Origin of the sequence: Microbulbifer harenosus, from assembly GCF_005771435.1 — a bacterium.
Classification (GTDB): domain Bacteria; phylum Pseudomonadota; class Gammaproteobacteria; order Pseudomonadales; family Cellvibrionaceae; genus Microbulbifer; species Microbulbifer harenosus.
On sequence record NZ_VANI01000001.1, the window covers coordinates 109357 to 128525 of the forward strand.

A 19169-nucleotide genomic window follows, 5' to 3' on the forward strand; every position below is an offset into this window, starting at 1 on the left:
ACTTGCTTCACGGTGCCGACTACCCCCTTCCAATAAAGTTCCGCGACCGGCCCCTTCCCCGGTGCTGTCGCCTGTGCGGCAGTTCTCGAAATTCCAAATTGACTGGCAGCGGAACGCGATGAAGTCTGAAGTAACTGGGCGAAAATCTTTCAGAAATGCACTGGCGACACTGAGACATTCCGTGCGGTGGTTGCTCTCTGCTGCGCTGTTGTTGAGTTCGGGGCAAGCATTGGCTGCGTACACCAATATGTGTGTGGTTGGCCAGGAGAGCGCGCCTAGCAGACTGGTGACGGTCCAGAATAGTTACTGTGAATTCTGTGGTTACGGCTATGTCGAGGTTCGGATCACCAACCCTTATCGAAGAGGCACCAATGCTGCCGATGGCAACCAGCCCTATGAGACGCGCGTCGTTACCATTTTTGGCGATACCAGAACCCAGACTCGTCGCAATAACGACTACGGCTCCTCAAACCCCTCTTTGAACTTCAGCAATTCCGGCGGTTTGACTATTGACCTGAACAACGGTCTGGAACTGTATACGGGGGCCGCAGCATCGCTGCCGCTGGGTGGCACGCTCAGCGGTACCACAACCATTTCCGTTAACAATATGGCGGATCTGCCACCAGGCGAGACCCGGACGTTGCGTATCCCGGTGCACCGCCGGCCCACCAACAGCCCTGAGTCCCTTTACGGCACAAATCCCCAGGCCACCGCCACCATCAACTACACGATGGCGGACAGCTGTAACGATAACCCGGGCCTGCGTGAGAATTTTCGCAATGACAATACCTGGTACGACGGCTGTGGTGGCAACAGCTGTGCGCCATGGGAGGATCCTGACAATTATCCCACCGACTTCTGGCAGAACTACAACCGCCCTGACAGCCAACACACCGGCAATGTCTATATTCAGCAGCCGGGTATTGCACTGAACAAACAGGGCTGGAACTACGACAGCGGCCAGCGTCGGGATACCCGCAGTGACCAGGTGTTTGGTCACAACGACGACGATATCGTCTGGCGAATCAATGTCCGCAATACCGGCGACGCACGGCTGCAGGATCTGCGTATCGACGATCTGCTGAGCCGTGCGGATGTGATGACGGCAAACTACGTCTGTCCTTCCGCGGATGCTGCTGATGCGGTTGCCGCAAATAACGGAGTGTTACCCGGTGGCTCGAGCTGCGTGGCTACCGATGCAACCACGGGATTGGTACTGGCCGACTGGGATGTGGATGCCCCCTTTGGCCACAATGACGACATCCCCAATCCCTATGCGAATACCGTGAATGCGGTAACCTCCGGTACTTCCGGCGACGCCATTGATATTCGCGCTGGGCAGTCCATCAATCTGTATGTGGTCGGCAAAATCCGCAATAACGGCTCCTGTGCCGCGGGGCAACTGACCAATACCTTCAACGATGTGGAATTCGGCTGCGCGGTGCAGTCGCCGCCCGGTGGTATCGACTCCAATCAATCAGAGACCGCGCGTCTCGATACCTACTACGGACTGAACGGCGGCAACAATGCCCTGCGCGTGGAGCGCCAACTAACCGGCATCACCGGCACAGGCCCCGTCGGCATGCGCGGCCTGATGACCATCACCCTGCGCAACGAAGGGCGTGGCACCGTCTGGTTTGATCCTTCGATGGCCTGGCATCTGCGCGACGAGCTGCCGGATGAATACGTGGTAGACCCCAGCTACGCGCCCAGAATCGAAACCCAGAACTCCCTCTACGGCGCCTACCCCGGTCGTGTGGACACGTTGGACTGGGTTAACGCCCAGGGCGCAATCCCCGGCAATACCGGTGATAGCACCAGCTACCTGAACAACTCGGAGCCGCAGTTCAAGCTCACCAGTACCACCACGGATACCGATGCCGACCAGGCCCAGGAAAGCACCGGCCTGATGCGCCACGGCGATGTGGTGGTGATCCGTTTTGCCGTGGTGATGAAAGCGGCGGAGTATTTCGACCGCGCGGCAGATCTGGATGTATTGGAGGAAGACCCGGCAGTTGCCCTGTTCAAGCGCCCCGGAGAGCGTACGGACCCTGACCTGAGTGGCTTCAATGGTTTCGACAATATTGTCGAAATGCAGATCAAAACCCTGTGTAACACCCAGGGCACATTGCAATCCCGCATGACCGGCAATGGCCTGAACGATACCTTCGCCGCAAACAGCGCCGGCACCCCGGTGCAGTTCTCGCCGGAGGAGCTGGACGTCAATATCGACCAGCCCACGTTCATCATCACCGACGACCGCAGCCAGACCACGCCGCTGTCCGTCACCGTGACCAATCGCGGTGGCGACGAGGCGCGTGACTTCCGTGTGTTTATCAGCTTCGGTGCCACTATCAACGTGGTCAACGATACACCGCCTATGGGCTTCAGCTGTGCGGCGGTACCGATTGCGCAGACCAGTGTGGATGGCAACGGCCGCCCCATGGGACACCCCGATCCCTATAAGGTTTGGGCCGTAAACCCGGCGCCGGATCAGGTCGACAAAATGCATATGCTGCTGCCGACCAATGGCACCGTGTACCAGTGTCAGCCGGATGGCTCGCCGTTCAATGCTGCACTGGCCGCGGGCGCCAGCGCCACCTTCGAGTTCGAGGTGAACAAAACCACCAGCCCCGCGGGTATTGCCGCAGACGACCTGACTTTCCGCGCCGATGTGGTGGGTGAAATCTTCACTCTCAGCGACTTCGCCATCACGCCGGCGCAGATCAATTACGGCACCGTCAATGTAAATCAGGTCGACCGTGGCGGTGACCGCAGCATTTCCAATATCACCGTCAATAACCCCACCGGGATTACCAATGGCCATCCGCTGTGGTTCCCGGCCCCGGGCAGTGCCGGCAACAGCCGCACCGATGGCGAAGTGGATCGCGGCAACCTCTACTCCCTGGACGCGCACTGGTCCCGCGGTATCGGCTTCAACCTTAAAAAAGACCAGGTGACCGCCGGTGATACCGCGTCCGGCAATTTCGGTGGCCTGCCGGATCTCGGTGTGTGTAACGAAAACACCGCGGCCGTCACGCGCGCGCCGGCCAACACCTTTCCCGGCCAGACCAAACCCGCTGAGCATGTGCAGATCGGTGAGGAATGTACTGTGCGCATCCAGACCGGCGGCTGGTTCGGTTTCGATTCCCGCGGTTTCAACTTTATCGGTGTGCGCGATATCCAGGTGCTGGACCTGATCCCGAATGGTCAGAGTTATATTTCCAGCACCGCGCCTCTGGTGACGCCGCAGATTGCCGGCGCCACCCAGGCACCGAACGATCCAGCCACCACTGCGCTGGGCGAGCTCAGCCCGTTTGGCTGGCGCTTTACCGGTACCGAACCTTCCGGGTTCACTGGTGCACCGAATGCAGACTACGTGATCGATATCGATCAGTGGTTCACGATCAACAATACGAGCCGGTTGCTGAACAAAACCCTGAATGATCGCGCCGCGCCCAACGCGCACGGCAGCGACAGCGCCAACGTGCTGGACTCTTCTTTTAAAGGGGTTTTCTTTAACAACAACACCGGTATCTGGGAAGAGTACGAGTTCGGCAGCTATGGCGGCGGAGAGACCGTGGGTTACCCCAAGGAACCCATCCGCCGCGTGGACGTTGTGGTTACCGAACCGCTGATCAGTGTGGTGAAGGAAATCTGTGCGGCTTCTGATTTCAACGCGGCAAGCGGGGCCTGTGGCGCCGGCTGGACGGATGATTATCAAGGCGCTGTGACCACCAACGACTACATCTACCGCCTGACCGTCAACAGTGAAGCCACGGCTGACGGCCATCCGCGGCCGCCGGTATACGACCTGACCGTAGAAGACACGCTGCCGGATTTACTGTTCATCGAAGACCTGAATGCCGATGGCATCGACAACGATGGCGATGGCCTGGTGGATGGTGCCGATACCGATGGTGAAGGCAGCATCGTCGGCAACGTCATGAACGACGGCAACGTCACCACCATTACCTTCTCGCACACCCAGGGTGTGGACGGTACCGGTCTGCGCCGCCTGGAGTCGGGCGCCAGCGCATATATGTATTACCGGGTAGACCCGGACGATCGTATTGCGCCGTCGGAAGTCCTCACTAACACCGTCGTCGTGACCTATTACGATTCGCTGGAAGGCAGTGGCAATGAGCACGGCAACCAGACCGTCGTTATGTCCGACAGCGGCGAACTGGGCGGCGCACGCACCTATCCCGCGGCGGCCGATGCGAACACCGAAGCGGAAGCATCGCTGACGTTCAGTGAGCCGACCACCGAGCCGAAAACCATTACCGGCCTGTCGGAAACGCCGCTGGCAGGCAGTGGTGTTCAGACGGTAAAAATCGGCGAGGAAATCGAATACACGCTCACTGCCGAATTGCCGGTGGCGCAGCTGCGCAACCTCACGGTTACCGACCAATTGCCTGCGGGCCTGGTGTGTGCGGATGCACCCACCATCGACCTGAGTACCGATGCGCCGTGGAGCGCGGCCGGATTCAAACGCCCGGATCTCTCGAATGTGGGCGATGTTGCGCCAGTCTGTAGCGACAGTCAGGTGCAGTGGTCCTTCGGCGATGTGGTGCTTACCAATCCCTCGTCGGATCGCGACCCGAACCGCTTCACCTTCGAACTCAAATTTGTCGCCCGTGTTCAGAACAGTGCGGCAAACAATGACGGCACGGCGCTGATCAACGGCCAGCCAGCCACCATCGCGACCCTGGAATGGCGCGATGAAAGCGGTAGTGATCACAGCCTGGATTACGGCCAGGTGGAAGTGCAGGTGACCGAGCCGCTCGTTGCGCTGACCAAGAGCTGGAATGCCGTGGCGGATATGGATGCCGGTGATCTCATCACCATCACCCTGACCGCGACCAACAACGGCACTGCCAACGCTTACAACCTGCGCATCTGGGACGATCTGCTCGACAGCGAAATGACGTTCGTCGACACCAGCGTTACCGGCGCCGCGGTGCCGGACAGTGTGGATATCACCACCTTCGGGGCGAATCGCCCGGTATTTGTGTGGAACCCGGAAAACCCGCTGGCACCCGGTGCCAGCCGCGAGTTCAGCTTCCAGGTCCGCATCGACGATACCGCCCAGCCACTGCAGCAGCTGAGCAATATTGCCCACGCCGCCTGGACCTCTTTGCCGGGACAGAGCACCGCGCTCAACCCCACCGGCGAGATCGGTATCGACGGCGCCCTGGACGGCCAGCGTATCGGCGAGTTGCCCCACGCCAGTGACGGCATCAACGATTACGAGGCGAGCAGCAATTCGGTGGATACCGTGTTGGCCGCGCTCGCATTCACCAAACAGGACATCACCGCAAACGGCGCCGCGGCGGAAAACCGCACCATTGGTGCACACCGCGAGTTCCAGCTGGATGTCGTACTGCCCGATGGTGTCACCAACAATGTGCGCATCACCGACCGCCTTGCAGCGGGGGGTACCAGTTATGTGTTGGCCCGCGATGCCAATTACGACATCCGCTGTACCTATGTCGGCATCGAGCTGATCAACGGCGCCGCACCGGTCGATGGCGCATGTAATTTCAACGGCGTTCCCGCCGCCGATGCGACCGGCGATGTGGTGTGGGACATCGGCACCGTGGATACCGTGAGTGAGGACGATGCGGGTGCTACCCCTGTAGTGCCGACCATCACCATCACTTACTTTGCCCGTATCGATAATGAAATTGTCGAGACCCAGAACGGCAATAGCCTGCGCAACGATGCCACGCTGAATTACAGCAATGGCGAAACCAGTGCGGAAGAAGCAATCACCGACACCACGGCGGCAATTACCGCGGTGGAACCGGATCTGGAAATCCTGAAGGCGGTCACCAACACCACCGGATCCGCCGGCCTCGCCCAGGGCGGCGATGTACTTGAATATGTACTGACCATCCGTCACACCGGTGCTTCTACGGTCGATGCCTTCGACCTGAATGTGCTGGATATTCTGCCGCCGGAAGTGCGCTTCGAATCCTCTTTCGCACCGACGGCCACCGTCAATGGTTCGGCCGTTGTCGGTTTTGTTGCGGCACCCGCAACGCCGGCGTCGAATCAGCTGGTGTGGGGGCGGGAGAACGGTGACAACGGACTGGATCTGCCTCTGGGACAGACGCTGGAAATCACCTACCGCGCCAATGTGGTGTCGGTGTTCGGCCAGCCGGTACTGAACGAAGCCTACGTGGACTGGTCCTCACTGAATGACGACGTCCTTGGCCAGGACATTTATCAGCGTCACGGTATCGGCTGCCCAACCTTTACCGATCCCAACAATTACTGTTCGGGACCGGCGCAGGCGGCGATCAATACCGAAGACAACAGCGGTTTGCAGAAGCGGGTGGTGAGCGACAGCTACGCCGACCCAGCCGACAGCACCGTGCGCGTGGGCGACACCGTTACTTACCGCCTCGAACTCAATGTTCAGCCGGGTACCACGAATAATGTGGTCGTCACCGACACCATGGATACCGGTCTGGTACTGGAATCCTTCAGTATTGACGACGCCGCCGGCGGCTACGTGTTCACACCGGTGAGCCAGCCTGCGGCCGGCGATACTTCGCTGAGCTGGAGCCTCGGCGATGTGACCCGTGAGTTGGGCACCGCCGCGCCGCTGATCATCGAATATGTGGCGCGGGTGACCGAAGACCGTGGTATTCCCCATGTGGCGAGCACGGCGCTCGATAACACCGCAAATCTCACCTACACCGATGGCAGCGGCAATCCGCCGACCGATCCTGCAGTGCTGGCGCGACTGGAAAGTGCGGCCAGCGTGACGGTCCTGCAGCCGGTGATCGACAACCTGACCAAGGTGGATCGCGGTGGCCGCACCAGCCCGGACCTGATCACGGATCTCGCCAATACCGTCATGCTCTTCAGTCTGCAGGCGTGCAACAGCGGTGCGGCACCGGCTTACGGTATGCAGCTCACCGATGATCTCGCCTGGGAGATGGATGAGACTTCGATCCAGAATGTCGAGGTCAGCATCGACGGCGCGGTACTGGCGGACAGCGATTACACCTACACGCCCGCCGCAGCGCGCGACGGCAATATGGTGTTCGCGCTGAATGTGCCGGTGGATCCGGGTCTGTGTGTCACCGTGAATTACGATATCGGCTTCCACGCCGATGTGGGTGGCGACCGGAACTGGCAGAACAGCTTTGTTATCGATGAGTACTGGTCACTGCCGCCGAATGACGCGCAGAAATATGCTCCGGTAACGCTGCCGGCGCCGTACCTGATGTCCACGGCGCCGGTCAGTCTCGATCCGCTGCAGAAACTGTTGCTGGCACCGGCCGATGGCACTGCGGTTGTCGGTGAAGAAGTGGTGTACCAGTTGCTGGTGCCGGCCACTAACACCAGTTCCGCCATTTACGACCTGACCATCAGCGATGTGCTCGACCCGAGCCTGGAAATCATCAGTATCCAGGAACTGGGCGGGCTGCCGGTTACCGACAATTCCAGTGGCAACAATATCGCGCTGGCGCTGGATCTGTTGCCAGCGGGCAGCCGCGCGCAGATCGAAATTCGCGCGCGTGTCGCCAACAACGCAAGCGCGCAGGAAGGCCACAACTTCGACAACGTGGCGAGCTTTACCTACGCGGAAACCGATGGTGGAACCCAGATCGACGGTGGTGCCGGAACGGCAGCCACACTGACGGTGATTGAGCCGCAGTTGAGCGCGGGTAAAACCGTCGTCAACCAGACTGCGCCGGGTACCGAGCCCGCTGCGGGTGACGTGTTGCGCTTTACCCTGGGTCTCACCGAGGCCGGCATCGCCAATAGTAGTGCGGACGCCTTCGACCTGCTGCTGCAAGAGCAGCTGTCCCTCGGCCTCGCGTTCGTGCCGGGAAGCGCGACCTTTGCCGGCGCGACCATTGTCGATCCGGTGATCAGCGGCGACGGGCAGACCGCGGCGCAGGCGCTGCGCTGGGATGTGGCTACTACCAATCTCGACATCGCCTTTGGCAGTAGCGCAGCGCTGGTATTTGATGTTCGCGTGCTGGAAACCGTGCTGGCGGGCGCAGATCTTTCCGCGGTCAGCCGTGTGGAGTGGACGAGTCTCGACGACGACAACAGCAGTGTTTACGAGCGCAACGGCAGCGGTGGCCTCAACGATTACTTTATCGATGGCACCACCGCCGCACTGGTAACCGCAAACACCACCACGCTGGAAAAACGGCATATTGGTGACAGCTACAACGCAGCCGATAAACAGTTGCGCGTGGGCGACCTGGTGGAGTTTGAACTGCGGGTGAACCTGCAGGAAGGTGCCCACCCCAACGCCGTGGTTACCGATACCCTGCCGCAGGGCATGGTGTTCGAGCGCACCGTTTCCATTAACGGCGATACCAGTGCGCCGTTTGCTGCGGTGGCACCGTTCAGCCACAGCGAGGTAATGGAGCCAGTGCAGTCCGGTGATCCCGCCGCCGGTCCCACCACGGTCAGCTGGCCGCTCGATGACCTGATCAACCAGGGTGACAACGACGCGGCGAACGATGTGTTCGTGATTCACTATCTGGCGCGCGTTCTCAACCGGGATGTGCACCCATGGCCGGCCAACAGCATGCCGCTCACCAACAACGCGGAGTATGTATTCGAGACTGCCGCCGGCAGCGCCAGCGTTACCACCGCGGAAACTATCGAGCTGTTGCAGCCGGAGGTGGCGCTGGCCATTGCAGGCACGGCCGCCAATGGCGACGCGGTGCTCGAGCCGAATGAACTTGTCGAGTTCACGGTAACCCTGACCAACAACGGCTCCGCGCCGGCCTACGATCTGGCCCTGCGCGACCTGGTGCCGGTGGGTCTGCGCCAGGCTGGCGTGATGGTGGAAAGCACCACGATCAACGGCAGCGGTGTTGCCAATGTGACCCCGGTATACGATGCGGCGAGCGGTGAAGTGCGCTGGGACTTCGTCGGCAGCGGTTACGCGATTCCCGTCGGCGGCGTACTGGAAATGACTTATCGCCTGCAGGCGGACGCCAATATCGGCGCCGGCCTTGCCATCCAGAACGGCGCCTTCATCGAGGTGTATTACTCCCTTGCCGCGGACGCGCTGCCGGCCCTGGCGGCGGTGAATGTGGCCGAAGACATGCGTGAAGACTACGGTCCCACTGCGCCACAGGGCATTGTGTTCAGCACACCCAGTGCGGTGGATCTGGACATCGCCAACACCCAGGAGACCGCGTCCATTGGCGAGCCGTTCCGCTATCGCGTCACCATTCCGGCCACTGCCCAGGCGGCCGCGCTGAACGATGTGCAGGTGGTGATCGATCTGCCGGATACCGCGGAGCTGGTATTTGTCTCTGCCGAGAAAGTCTCCGGCAGCGCCAACTTTGCCCCGGTCAATTCCGGTACCGGCAATCAGCTGATTATTGAAGACACCGCCAACGGTATCGACGTGCCCGCGAACGAGCAGGCGGTGGTGGATGTGATCGTGCGTCTGCGGGATGTGAATCCGCCGAATGCGGACGGCCAGACCTTCAATAGCAGTGCCACTTACCGCTACAACTTCGTCAACGACGACCCGGCCAGCGGCCAGGGCGCCGGCGGCGGCAACACCACCGCGGACATGACCGTGGTGGAGCCCACCGAACTGGTGATGGCGAAATCCATGGCCAACGGCGCCACCACTATCCAGTCCGGTCTGCCTGGCCGCTTCCTGCTAAATGTGCACAACCGCGGCACCGGTCCCGCCTGGGATCTCACCGTGCGTGACTTTTTACCAGACTCCGATCAGGGAGGCCTGTGCGCAACGCCGCCGGCCAACTTTGCCGCGGCCATTCTGGATGCGGGTGGCAATGTGGTGTCGACCCTCAGCGAGGGCAGCGATTTCAGCGTCGCGTTCGATGCGGATACCTGTACGCTGACGTTTACTACGCAGGGAGCCAATGCGCCTGTGGCCGCGGACCACCACGTGCAGTTCGCCTACGACGCGTGGCTCGATGAAGACACCATCGACGGTGCAGCGCTGGACAATGTGGCGGGCGCGGAGCAGTGGTACAGCTGGGACAGCACTGGCCCGGATGCCCGCATTTACGAGCGTACTTACGCGGCGAATCCACCGGACGGCACACCGTCTGTGGAAGACCACGAGGACGTGTTCACGGTCACCGCCGCGGTGCCGAGTGTGCTGTTCGAGAAGGTGGTGGAGAACATCACCACCGGTGTCAGCCCGGCGACCACCGCCACGCCCGGTGACCTGCTCCAGTACACCGTAACGCTGCGTAACCTCAGTGATCTGGAGGTCGAAAATGTCTCGGTGATCGATGAATTGGACCGACTGAATGCACCGGCATTCTTCGCTCCGGGTACCCTGCAACTGATCGCCGCTCCGACAGGTGCGGATACCGCGGCGACCTCGGCAACCGGCGGTGCCAATGGCAGCGGTCTGGTGGATGTGCGCAACCTGACACTGGGTGGCGCCGGCAGCGGCACGGAAGAAATCCAGCTGGTGTACCAGGTGCAGCTGGTTAGTGCGATCGATAGTGCCACGGCGGTGCTGAACCAGGCACAGGTGCAGCTGCCCGGCCAGCCGCTGGTCAACAGTGACGACCCGAACATCAACGGTGCGGCTGATCCGCTGGTGAGCGGAGATGAAGACCCCACCCGCGTGGTTATCGAGTCCGCACCGGTATTCAAAGTGCAAAAAACCTCCGAGGATCTCACCGGCGAGCCCGACAGCCTGATGCCCGGAGATACCCTGCGCTACACCATCCGGGTGGAAAACATCGGCAACGAAAACATGCTGGAGGCGAGCCTGCGCGACCAGGTGCCGGCCAACACTACCTATGTTGCCGGCTCCACCACCCTGAACGGCGCGGCGCTGGATGACGTGAATGGCAGCACGCCGCTGGCGGCGACGCTGACCGTGCAATCCCCGGGTGCGGAAGCCGGCGAGCTGCTGGCGGACCCGACCGCCAGCGGTGCGCAAGCAGCGGTGATCACCTTCGATGTGACCATCAACAACGTCAACGACGGTACGGTGATTTCCAACCAGGGCTTTGCCAACGGTGTCGGCGCCGGCGGTGAAAATACCCCCTTGGATGAGAAGCCGTCCGACGACCCCGCCACAGAAGTGGCCGACGACCCCACCATCGACATCGTCGGTAATGTGCCGCTGCTGCGTGCGCTGAAAACTGTGGAACTGGCGGTGGACAATATGACCGCGGGTATCGTCGATCCGCAGGATGTGCTGCGCTACACCATCACCGTGCGCAACATGGGCGGAAAGGACGCGACCGAGGCGCGCTTTGTAGACCTGGTGCCGGAGCACACCACCTATGTGGCCGGCAGCACCACGTTGAATGGCATCGCGATCGCTGATAACGGTGTGGATTCACCGCTGGTCACCGGTATCGCCATCAGCAGTGAAGACCTGACCCCGCCGCTGCCCGCGGAAGGTGAGGGTGTACTCACTACCGCGCAGACCGCCACCATCGTGTTCGACGTGATGGTGAACGCGGATACCGAGCGCGGCACCATCATCAGCAACCAGGGCAATGTGTACAGCCTGGAATTGCCGCTGACCCTGACGGATGCGGACGGCAACAGCAGCAATGGCGCCCAGCCTACCGAAGTGGTGGTGGGCGATGCACAGCAGCTGTCCATCACCAAGGAAGTGGCGGTCGTTGGCGGCGGCGCGGCGGATTCCGGCAAGGTGCTGGAATACATCGTGCGCGTGACCAACATCAGCGCGGTACCCGCGAGCCTGGTCACCATATACGACGACCTGTTGGTGGCCGGTGAGGGCGTGCTCACTTACGTGGATAACTCGGCGCTGCTGAATGGCCAGCCCGACGGTGTGATGATCGATGGCCCGCTGATCACGGTGGACTACAGCACCAACTACGGCGACCTGCAGCCGAGTGAAACCATCACCCTGCGCTTCGAGGCCAAGCTGGGAGAAAACCTGGCCATGGGTTACTCGGTGGTGAATACCGCGCAGGTGAAATGGAACGATCCGCCGGTGTACAACGAAGCCACCGTGGCCATCGACATCGGCGGTACCCCGGGCATTGCCAACCTGTCCGGTTACCTCTGGCACGATGTGAATTTCAGCGAGACCGCCGACAGCGAAGAGCAACTGCTCACCAACTGGAGCGTGTCGCTGTACTTCAACAACGCGCTGCTGGAAACCGTGCAGAGTGATGAGAACGGCTATTTCGTGTTTGATGGCTTGGTGCCGAACATGGACGGTGCGAACGCGGGCGGTGCGACTTACGAGCTGCGCTATCTGGCACCGAATGCGGTGGAATCCACCGCGTCTCTCGGTACCGCCAGTTCCGATTACACCAACGGTCCGCAGCAGATCCGCGATATCTACGTGGGCTCCGGAGCCAACCCGCAGAACCTGAACCTGCCGATTACCCCGAATGGCGTGATCTACGATTCCGTGCTGCGCGCACCGGTCAACGGCGCCCGTGTGCGCATGTTGCAGGCGTCCAGCGGCCAGCCGCTGCCGGACAGCTGTTTCGAGGATCCCAAGCAGCAGAACCAGGTCACCGTTACCGGCGGCTTCTACAAGTTCGATGTGAACTTCAGCAGCGCGGCCTGTGCGGTAAACGCGGATTACCTGATCGAAGTGGATGTGCCGAGTGAGGAGTACGTCTCCGGCCCGTCACAGATCATTCCGCCGCAGACCGGTGTCGACACCGGCAGCTTCGATGTGGCTGCGTGTCTCGGCAGCGCCGCGGACGTGATCCCGGGTACCCCGGATTACTGCGAGGTGCAGCTGACCGCAACACCGCCGTCGATCGACCTGGACGCGCGCAGTGCGGAGACCAACTACTACCTGCGCGTGAACCTGGATGACAGCAACCAGCCCGGCAGCAGCCAGCTGTTCAACAACCACATTGCGCTGGACCCGCAATTGGAAGGCGCACTGGCGCTGACCAAAACCGCGGCCATGTTGAACGTGACCCGCAGCCAGCTGGTGCCTTACACCATCACCTTCAGCAACTCGCTGCCGGTGCCGCTGACGGATCTGCAGCTGGTGGATTACTTCCCCGCGGGCTTCAAGTACGTGGCTGGTTCCGCGAACCTGGATGGCCTGCCGGTGGAACCTGTAGTGAACGGCCTGCAGTTGCAGTGGCCGAGCCTGCGCGCCGAACCGGAGCAGATCCACAGCATGAAACTGCTGCTGGTGGTGGGCTCCGGTGTGGGCGAGGGCGAGTACGTCAACCGCGCGCGCATGTTCAACGAACTCTCCGGTCAGCAGACCTCCGGCGAGGCGACGGCCACCGTGCGCGTGGTGCCGGACCCGACCTTCGACTGTACCGACGTGATCGGCAAGGTGTTCGATGACAAGAACCTGAACGGCTACCAGGATCAGGGTGAGGGCGGTGTGCCCGGCGCGCGCGTGGTGACGGCGAATGGTCTCAAGGCCACCGCCGATGCCCACGGCCGTTTCCACATTACCTGTGCGGCGGTGCCGAACCCGGATCGCGGTTCCAACTTCGTACTGAAGCTGGACGACCGCAGCCTGCCTTCCGGCTATCGCCTGACCACGGAAAACCCGCGGGTACAGCGCGCCACCCGAGGCAAGATGCTGGAGTTCAACTTCGGCACCAGCCTGCACCGCGTGGTGCGCCTGGATCTGGCGGAAGCGGTGTTCGAGCCCGGTACCAGCGAGCTGCGCCCGCAGTGGCAATCGCGCACGGAACTGTTGCTCGAGCGCCTGCAGGAAGCGCCGTCCGTGCTGCGTCTGTCCTACCTGGCGGAAAATGAAGATCCGTCGCTGGTAGATGCGCGTCTTGCCACCATCAAGGCCCGTATCGCCGGGGACTGGGCGGCGCTGGATTGCTGCTACCCACTCAATATCGAAACCGAAATTTTCTGGCGCCGTGGTGCGCCGCCCGAGCGCGGCAATGTGCTGGACGGGCTCAAACGCAGTGTTAACCGCATGATCGGAAGTGATGATCAGGGAGGCGCCCGCTAATGCTCCGTCCTTCTAAAAATAAAATGGCCATTGTCATGGTGGCGCTGGTGAGCGCTTCGGCGCTCGCACAGGAAGAAAACAAAACAGAAACTGCCTGGTGGCACCTTATCCCCGGCCTCTCGCCGCAAGTCGAGAATACCGGCGAATACACCGAAAAACCGCTCGGCAGTAACACCGAAACCACCCTGATCCCCGCCGCGGGTCAGCTGTGGATGCAGGACGCGGAATCCTTTATCGCGCCGGAAGAAGCGGTGCTGGAAAAAGATGTCCTGCCGCCGTTGCTGTACCGCGAGGTGAGCGACGAGATCGATCCGGCGCTGCTCGAGCAGCTGCGGGAAAGGCTCGCCGAACTCAGCGACGCGCACGAACTGCAGCTGATCTTTACCGGCCACACCGACAGCGATCCGCTGAGCGACGAGCAGCAATCCGAGTTCGCGGACAAAACCGCGTTTACCCAGGCGCGCGCACAACAGGTAGCGGAGTATTTCCAGACCGCGCTGGAAGTGCCGGATGACGCCATTGTGGTGGAAGGCCGCGGTGACAGCGAACCGCTGACGGAAAACATCACCGAAAAAGGCCGCGAACTGAACCGCCGGGTGGAAGTGACGCTGCGCTATTTCGAGCTGGACCAGGAAGCCCGCGACGCCCAGCGTCGCGCCGAGGCGCTGCAGCTCAACCGGGTAAAAGTCTGCCGCCAGGAAACCGTGTGTAAGCTGCGCTACACCGCGGGTACCGATCAGCGCGCGCGCCTGAAAAACCTGGTGTCGCCGCTGCGCCTGCAGCCGGGCCAGATCGACCTGCCCCCCGCGTTTGTGCGCCGCATCCAGGAGGTGCGCGCGACGCTGCAGGAGCGGCCCAACCTGACCATTCACTTTGTCGGCCATACCGATGGCGCACCGCTACCGGAGGGCCCGGCAGAGCTGTATGACGACCAGATGGCGCTGTCGCGCGCGGAAGCGCGTCGCGTTGCCCTGGCCGTTGCGGACCAATTGAATCTGCCGGGCTATATGGTGACCAGCAGTGGCAAAGGGGCTACCCAGCCCATCGCCGCCAACGACACCGCCAAGGGCCGCTCCCTGAACCGGCGCGTGGAAGTGGAATTCTGGTACGACGACTTGCTGGAGACCGCCGCCGATGGTGTGCAGGCGTGTCCGGAATCCGCTACCGCGGAAACCATTACCATCGCCCACGAGTCCCCCACCGGCGACGTGCCACCGATTTTCCTCGACAGCGGCGACCCGCAAATTTCCAGCGCGCAGTTGGCGCAGATGCAGCGTCTGATGGAAGAAGTTTCCGGCAAACAAAATGTGCGCCTGAGCTTTGTCGGCTACAGCGACAACGAGCGCATGGAGCGCCGCGAGGCCATGGTCTACGGCGATGACGTGGGTCTTTCGTCCGCGCGCGCGAAAAAGACCATGGAGATCGTTCAGGAAAAACTCGGTCTTGACGATAGCCAGGTGGAATTTGAAGGCCGCGGTTATGTGGAATCCAGGGATGTGGTGCAGACCGGATTTATCCACATGGACGGCGCCCGCGTGGAAGTACAGGTGCTCTACGATGAACTGGCGGTGCTGGCGGAACAGGATCGCCTGGAAATCGAGCGCCTGCAGCAGGAGGCCCTGGCCCACAACCCCTACGCCCTGAACCTGATGCGTATCACCGTGGATGGTGCACCGGAATACGATCCGCACAAGAACTCCGCGGACCTGCAGCGTTGTACCGACGTGGCGCTGGAAAACGCCAACATCCAGTTCCGCTTCGACAACCAGACGATGCAGCCGCGCCTCAACGTCAGCGCCTTCCCCAGCACCATCCGCTACGCGGACGATCCGGAAACGGAGCTGGTGGAGAGCCGCGTGCAGTTCAAGCGCTACACCAACTACCCCTCGTTCATCACCCGCGCGGAAGTGCGTATTTTCGAAGAACAACAGTCCCTGCGCGATGCGCCGCTCGCCGTAGTGACCCTGGACCAGAACGGCGAGGGCAGCTGGGAGGCGGACTTCGACAGCTTCCAGGCGCCGCTGAAAAAACTGCAGTACGTGCTGCGCGTGTACGACTGGAAACAGCGCTTCGACGAAACCCGCCCGCAGACTCTGTGGCTTGTGGATAACTTCGAACCGCAACTGCAGGAAGCCACCACCGAAAAAGAACTGCTGGTTGGCTACGGCGAAAACCGCCTGGCCGAGCGCAACATTCCGGTAAACGGCAACGCGGTGCTGGTGAACGGTGCGGAGATCCCGGCCAACCACAGTGTGTGGCTGGCGGGCCGCGAAATTCCCGTCAGCAGCAGTGGCGATTTCGTTGCCGAGGAAATTTTTGCCAAGGGCCTGCACACCGTGGAAGTGGCGGTGCTGGACGAGCAGGGTAACGGCGAGTTGTTCCTGCGCGACCTTGAGTTCAATCGCGACGACTGGTTTACAGTTGGCATTGCCGACGTGACCATCGCCCACGACGACACCAATGGCCCGGCGGCACTGGTCACTGGCGACCAAACCCACTACGACAATTCCGCGAGCTATGACGGCCGCCTGGCGTTTTACACCAGCGGCAGCTTCGGCGACGGCTGGCGCCTGTCCGCCAGTGCGGATACGGAAGAGGGGCCTATCGACCAGCTCTTCACCAACTTTATGGAGAAGGACCCCAACGCGCTGTTCCGACGTCTCGACAGCGACCTGTATTACCCGACCTTCGGCGACGACTCCACCGTGGTGGAAGATGCGCCCACCTCCGGCAAGTTTTTCATCAAACTGGAAAATTACGACGATTACGCCCTGTGGGGTAACTTCAAGGCGTCCTACACCGACAACGAGCTGGCACATATCGACCGCGCGCTGTACGGGGCCAATTTCCATTACGAGACCGACGACGTTACCGACTTCGGCGACAAGCGTTTTGAAATGGACGCGTTCAGCGCGGAGCCCGGCACCATTGCCGGTCGCGACGAGTTCCGCGGTACCGGTGGTTCGCTCTACTACCTGCGCCACCAGGATATTCTCACCGGTTCCGAGCGCCTGCGCGTAGAAGTGCGGGACAAGAACTCGGGCCTGGTGCTGGGGGTGAAAAACCTTACCCCGGTGATTGACTACGACGTGGATTACATCCAGGGTCGGGTGCTGTTGAACCGTCCCCTGTCGGCGATTGCCAACGACAACCTGATCGTGCAGGACGGCTCCTATAACGGCAATCCGCAGTACCTGGTGGCCCGTTACGAATACACCCCGGGCTTCGATGACCTCGACACCCTCGCGGTGGGCGGTCGCGCCCAGTACTGGGCGGGCGATCACGTGCGCATCGGCGTGAGTGCGAGCCAGCAGGACGAGGAAGACAACGAGTCTTCACTTAGCGGCGTCGACCTGACCCTGCGCAAAACCGCCGGCACCTGGATGAAAGTGGAAGTGGCAGAGAGCCAGGGCAACACCCTGGAAAGCCTTTCCTCTCTCGACGGCGGTTACAGTTTCAACCAGGGTGGTTTCGATCAGGGGCCGCTTGATCAGACGCCGTTCGACCCGGATGCCAAAGCCGGAGCCAACAAGGTCGAAGCCGCGCTGCAGATGGGGGATTTCTTCGAGGGCGCGCGCGGTTCCATGTCGGTCTACGCCCAGCAGCGGGACGCGGGCTTCTCCGCACCGGGGCAGCTGGCTACCCGGGAAACCGAGCAGTATGGAGCTGTGGTTAACCTGCCCATCGGCGAGCGTTTCGATGTGGGCCTGAAAATGGACAACAAGGAACAGCAACAGGGCCTGCAGACTGCCGCCACCGATGTGGAACTGGGCTATCGCCTGAGCGAGCGCTGGCGCCTCGCAGCCGCCGCCCGTTCCGATTCCCGCGAGGATCTGTCGCCGGTGGTGCCGGTCACCCAGAAACAGGGGGATCGCACCGATGTGGCCATCCAGGCCGGTTACGACTCCGGCGCCAACTGGAATGCGTTTGGTTTCGTGCAGCGCACGGCGGAATTGTCCGGCAACCGGGATGAAAACAACCGTATCGGGTTTGGCGGTGCCTATCGTGTGAGCGATCGCCTGACGGTGGACAGCGAACTCTCCGGCGGCGACACCGGCAATGCGGCGCGTCTCGGTACCGACTTCCTGGTGACCGACCGCACCAACCTCTATCTGAACTACACCCTCGACAACGAGCGCACCGACACCGGCGTGCGCGCGCGCAAGGGCAACCTGAACAGCGGTTTCCGCAGTCGCTTCTCCGACACCACCAGTATTTACGGTGAAGAGCGCTATACCCACGGCGATGTGTCCACCGGCCTTACCCACGCCCTCGGTATCGACCTGGCGCCGAGCGACAAGTGGAACTACGGCACCTCACTCGAGGCCGGTACCCTCGAAGACCCGCGCACCGGTGCCGAGACCGAGCGCCGCGCCATGGGCGCCAGCATGGGGTTCAACGACGGCGACCTGCGCCTGTCGAGCGCGGTGGAGTACCGCATCGACAATACCCAGACCCTGTCCGATCCCGAGACGGTTTTGGAAAACGAGCGCAAAACCTGGCTGCTGAAAAATGCCCTGAGCTTCCAGATCAGCCCGGACTGGCGTCTCGTAGGCAAGCTCAACTACTCCGACAGCCAGAGCTCGGCGGGTCAGTTCTACGATGGCAAGTTTACCGAAGGTGTGATGGGGTACGCCTACCGCCCGGTGGAGAACGACCGCTGGAACGCGCTGCTGAAGTACACCTACTTCTACAACGTGCCCACCAGCGACCAGGTGCTGGTGACGTCCAGCAGCAACAGCAGTGCCATCGACTTTGTGCAGAAGAGCCACATTTTCTCCGTGGACTCCAACTATGACCTGACGCAGCGCTGGACCCTGGGCGCCAAGTACGCCTATCGCCTCGGCCAGTTGAGTATGGACAGGGAGAACCCGGAGTTTTTCGACAGTAACGCGCATCTGTATGTACTGCGCGCGGACTGGCACTTCGTCAACCAGTGGGACCTGCTGATCGAAGGCCGTCTGCTCGACCTGCCGGAAGCGGGCGATAGCCGCAGCGGTGCACTGCTGGCGCTGTACCGCCAGATGGGACGGCATTTCAAGGCGGGTGTTGGCTACAACTTTACCGATTTCTCCGATGACCTGACGGACCTGGATTACGACAGCCAGGGTGTGTTCATCAATATGATCGGAAAATTCTAATAATGGTTCGCCTGCAAGCAGGCTCCTACAGGGCACGTTGTAGGAGCCTGCCTGCAGGCGAACAACCCTCACAACCTGAAGGAAAC

2 protein-coding genes are annotated in these 19169 nt (G+C 61.4%); both read left to right on the plus strand.

Translation table 11 applies throughout. From position 1 onward, the window contains the following. Positions 1 to 286 precede the first annotated feature (286 nt). A complete protein-coding gene (locus tag FDY93_RS00490) occupies positions 287 to 13942 on the plus strand; it encodes a DUF11 domain-containing protein (protein ID WP_220446064.1) in 13656 nt (4551 codons plus the stop codon). After that, positions 13942 to 19083, plus strand: coding sequence for an OmpA family protein (locus FDY93_RS00495; RefSeq protein ID WP_138233780.1), 5142 nt, complete (start codon positions 13942 to 13944; stop codon positions 19081 to 19083). The genes FDY93_RS00490 and FDY93_RS00495 overlap by 1 nt, the downstream gene beginning before the upstream one ends. Positions 19084 to 19169 lie beyond the last annotated feature (86 nt).

Bases quoted from the DNA above. Each gene is read 5' to 3' on its own strand.
- FDY93_RS00495 (WP_138233780.1), top strand. From the start codon at position 13,942: ATGCTCCGTCCTTCTAAAAATAAAATGGCCATTGTCATGGTGGCGCTG.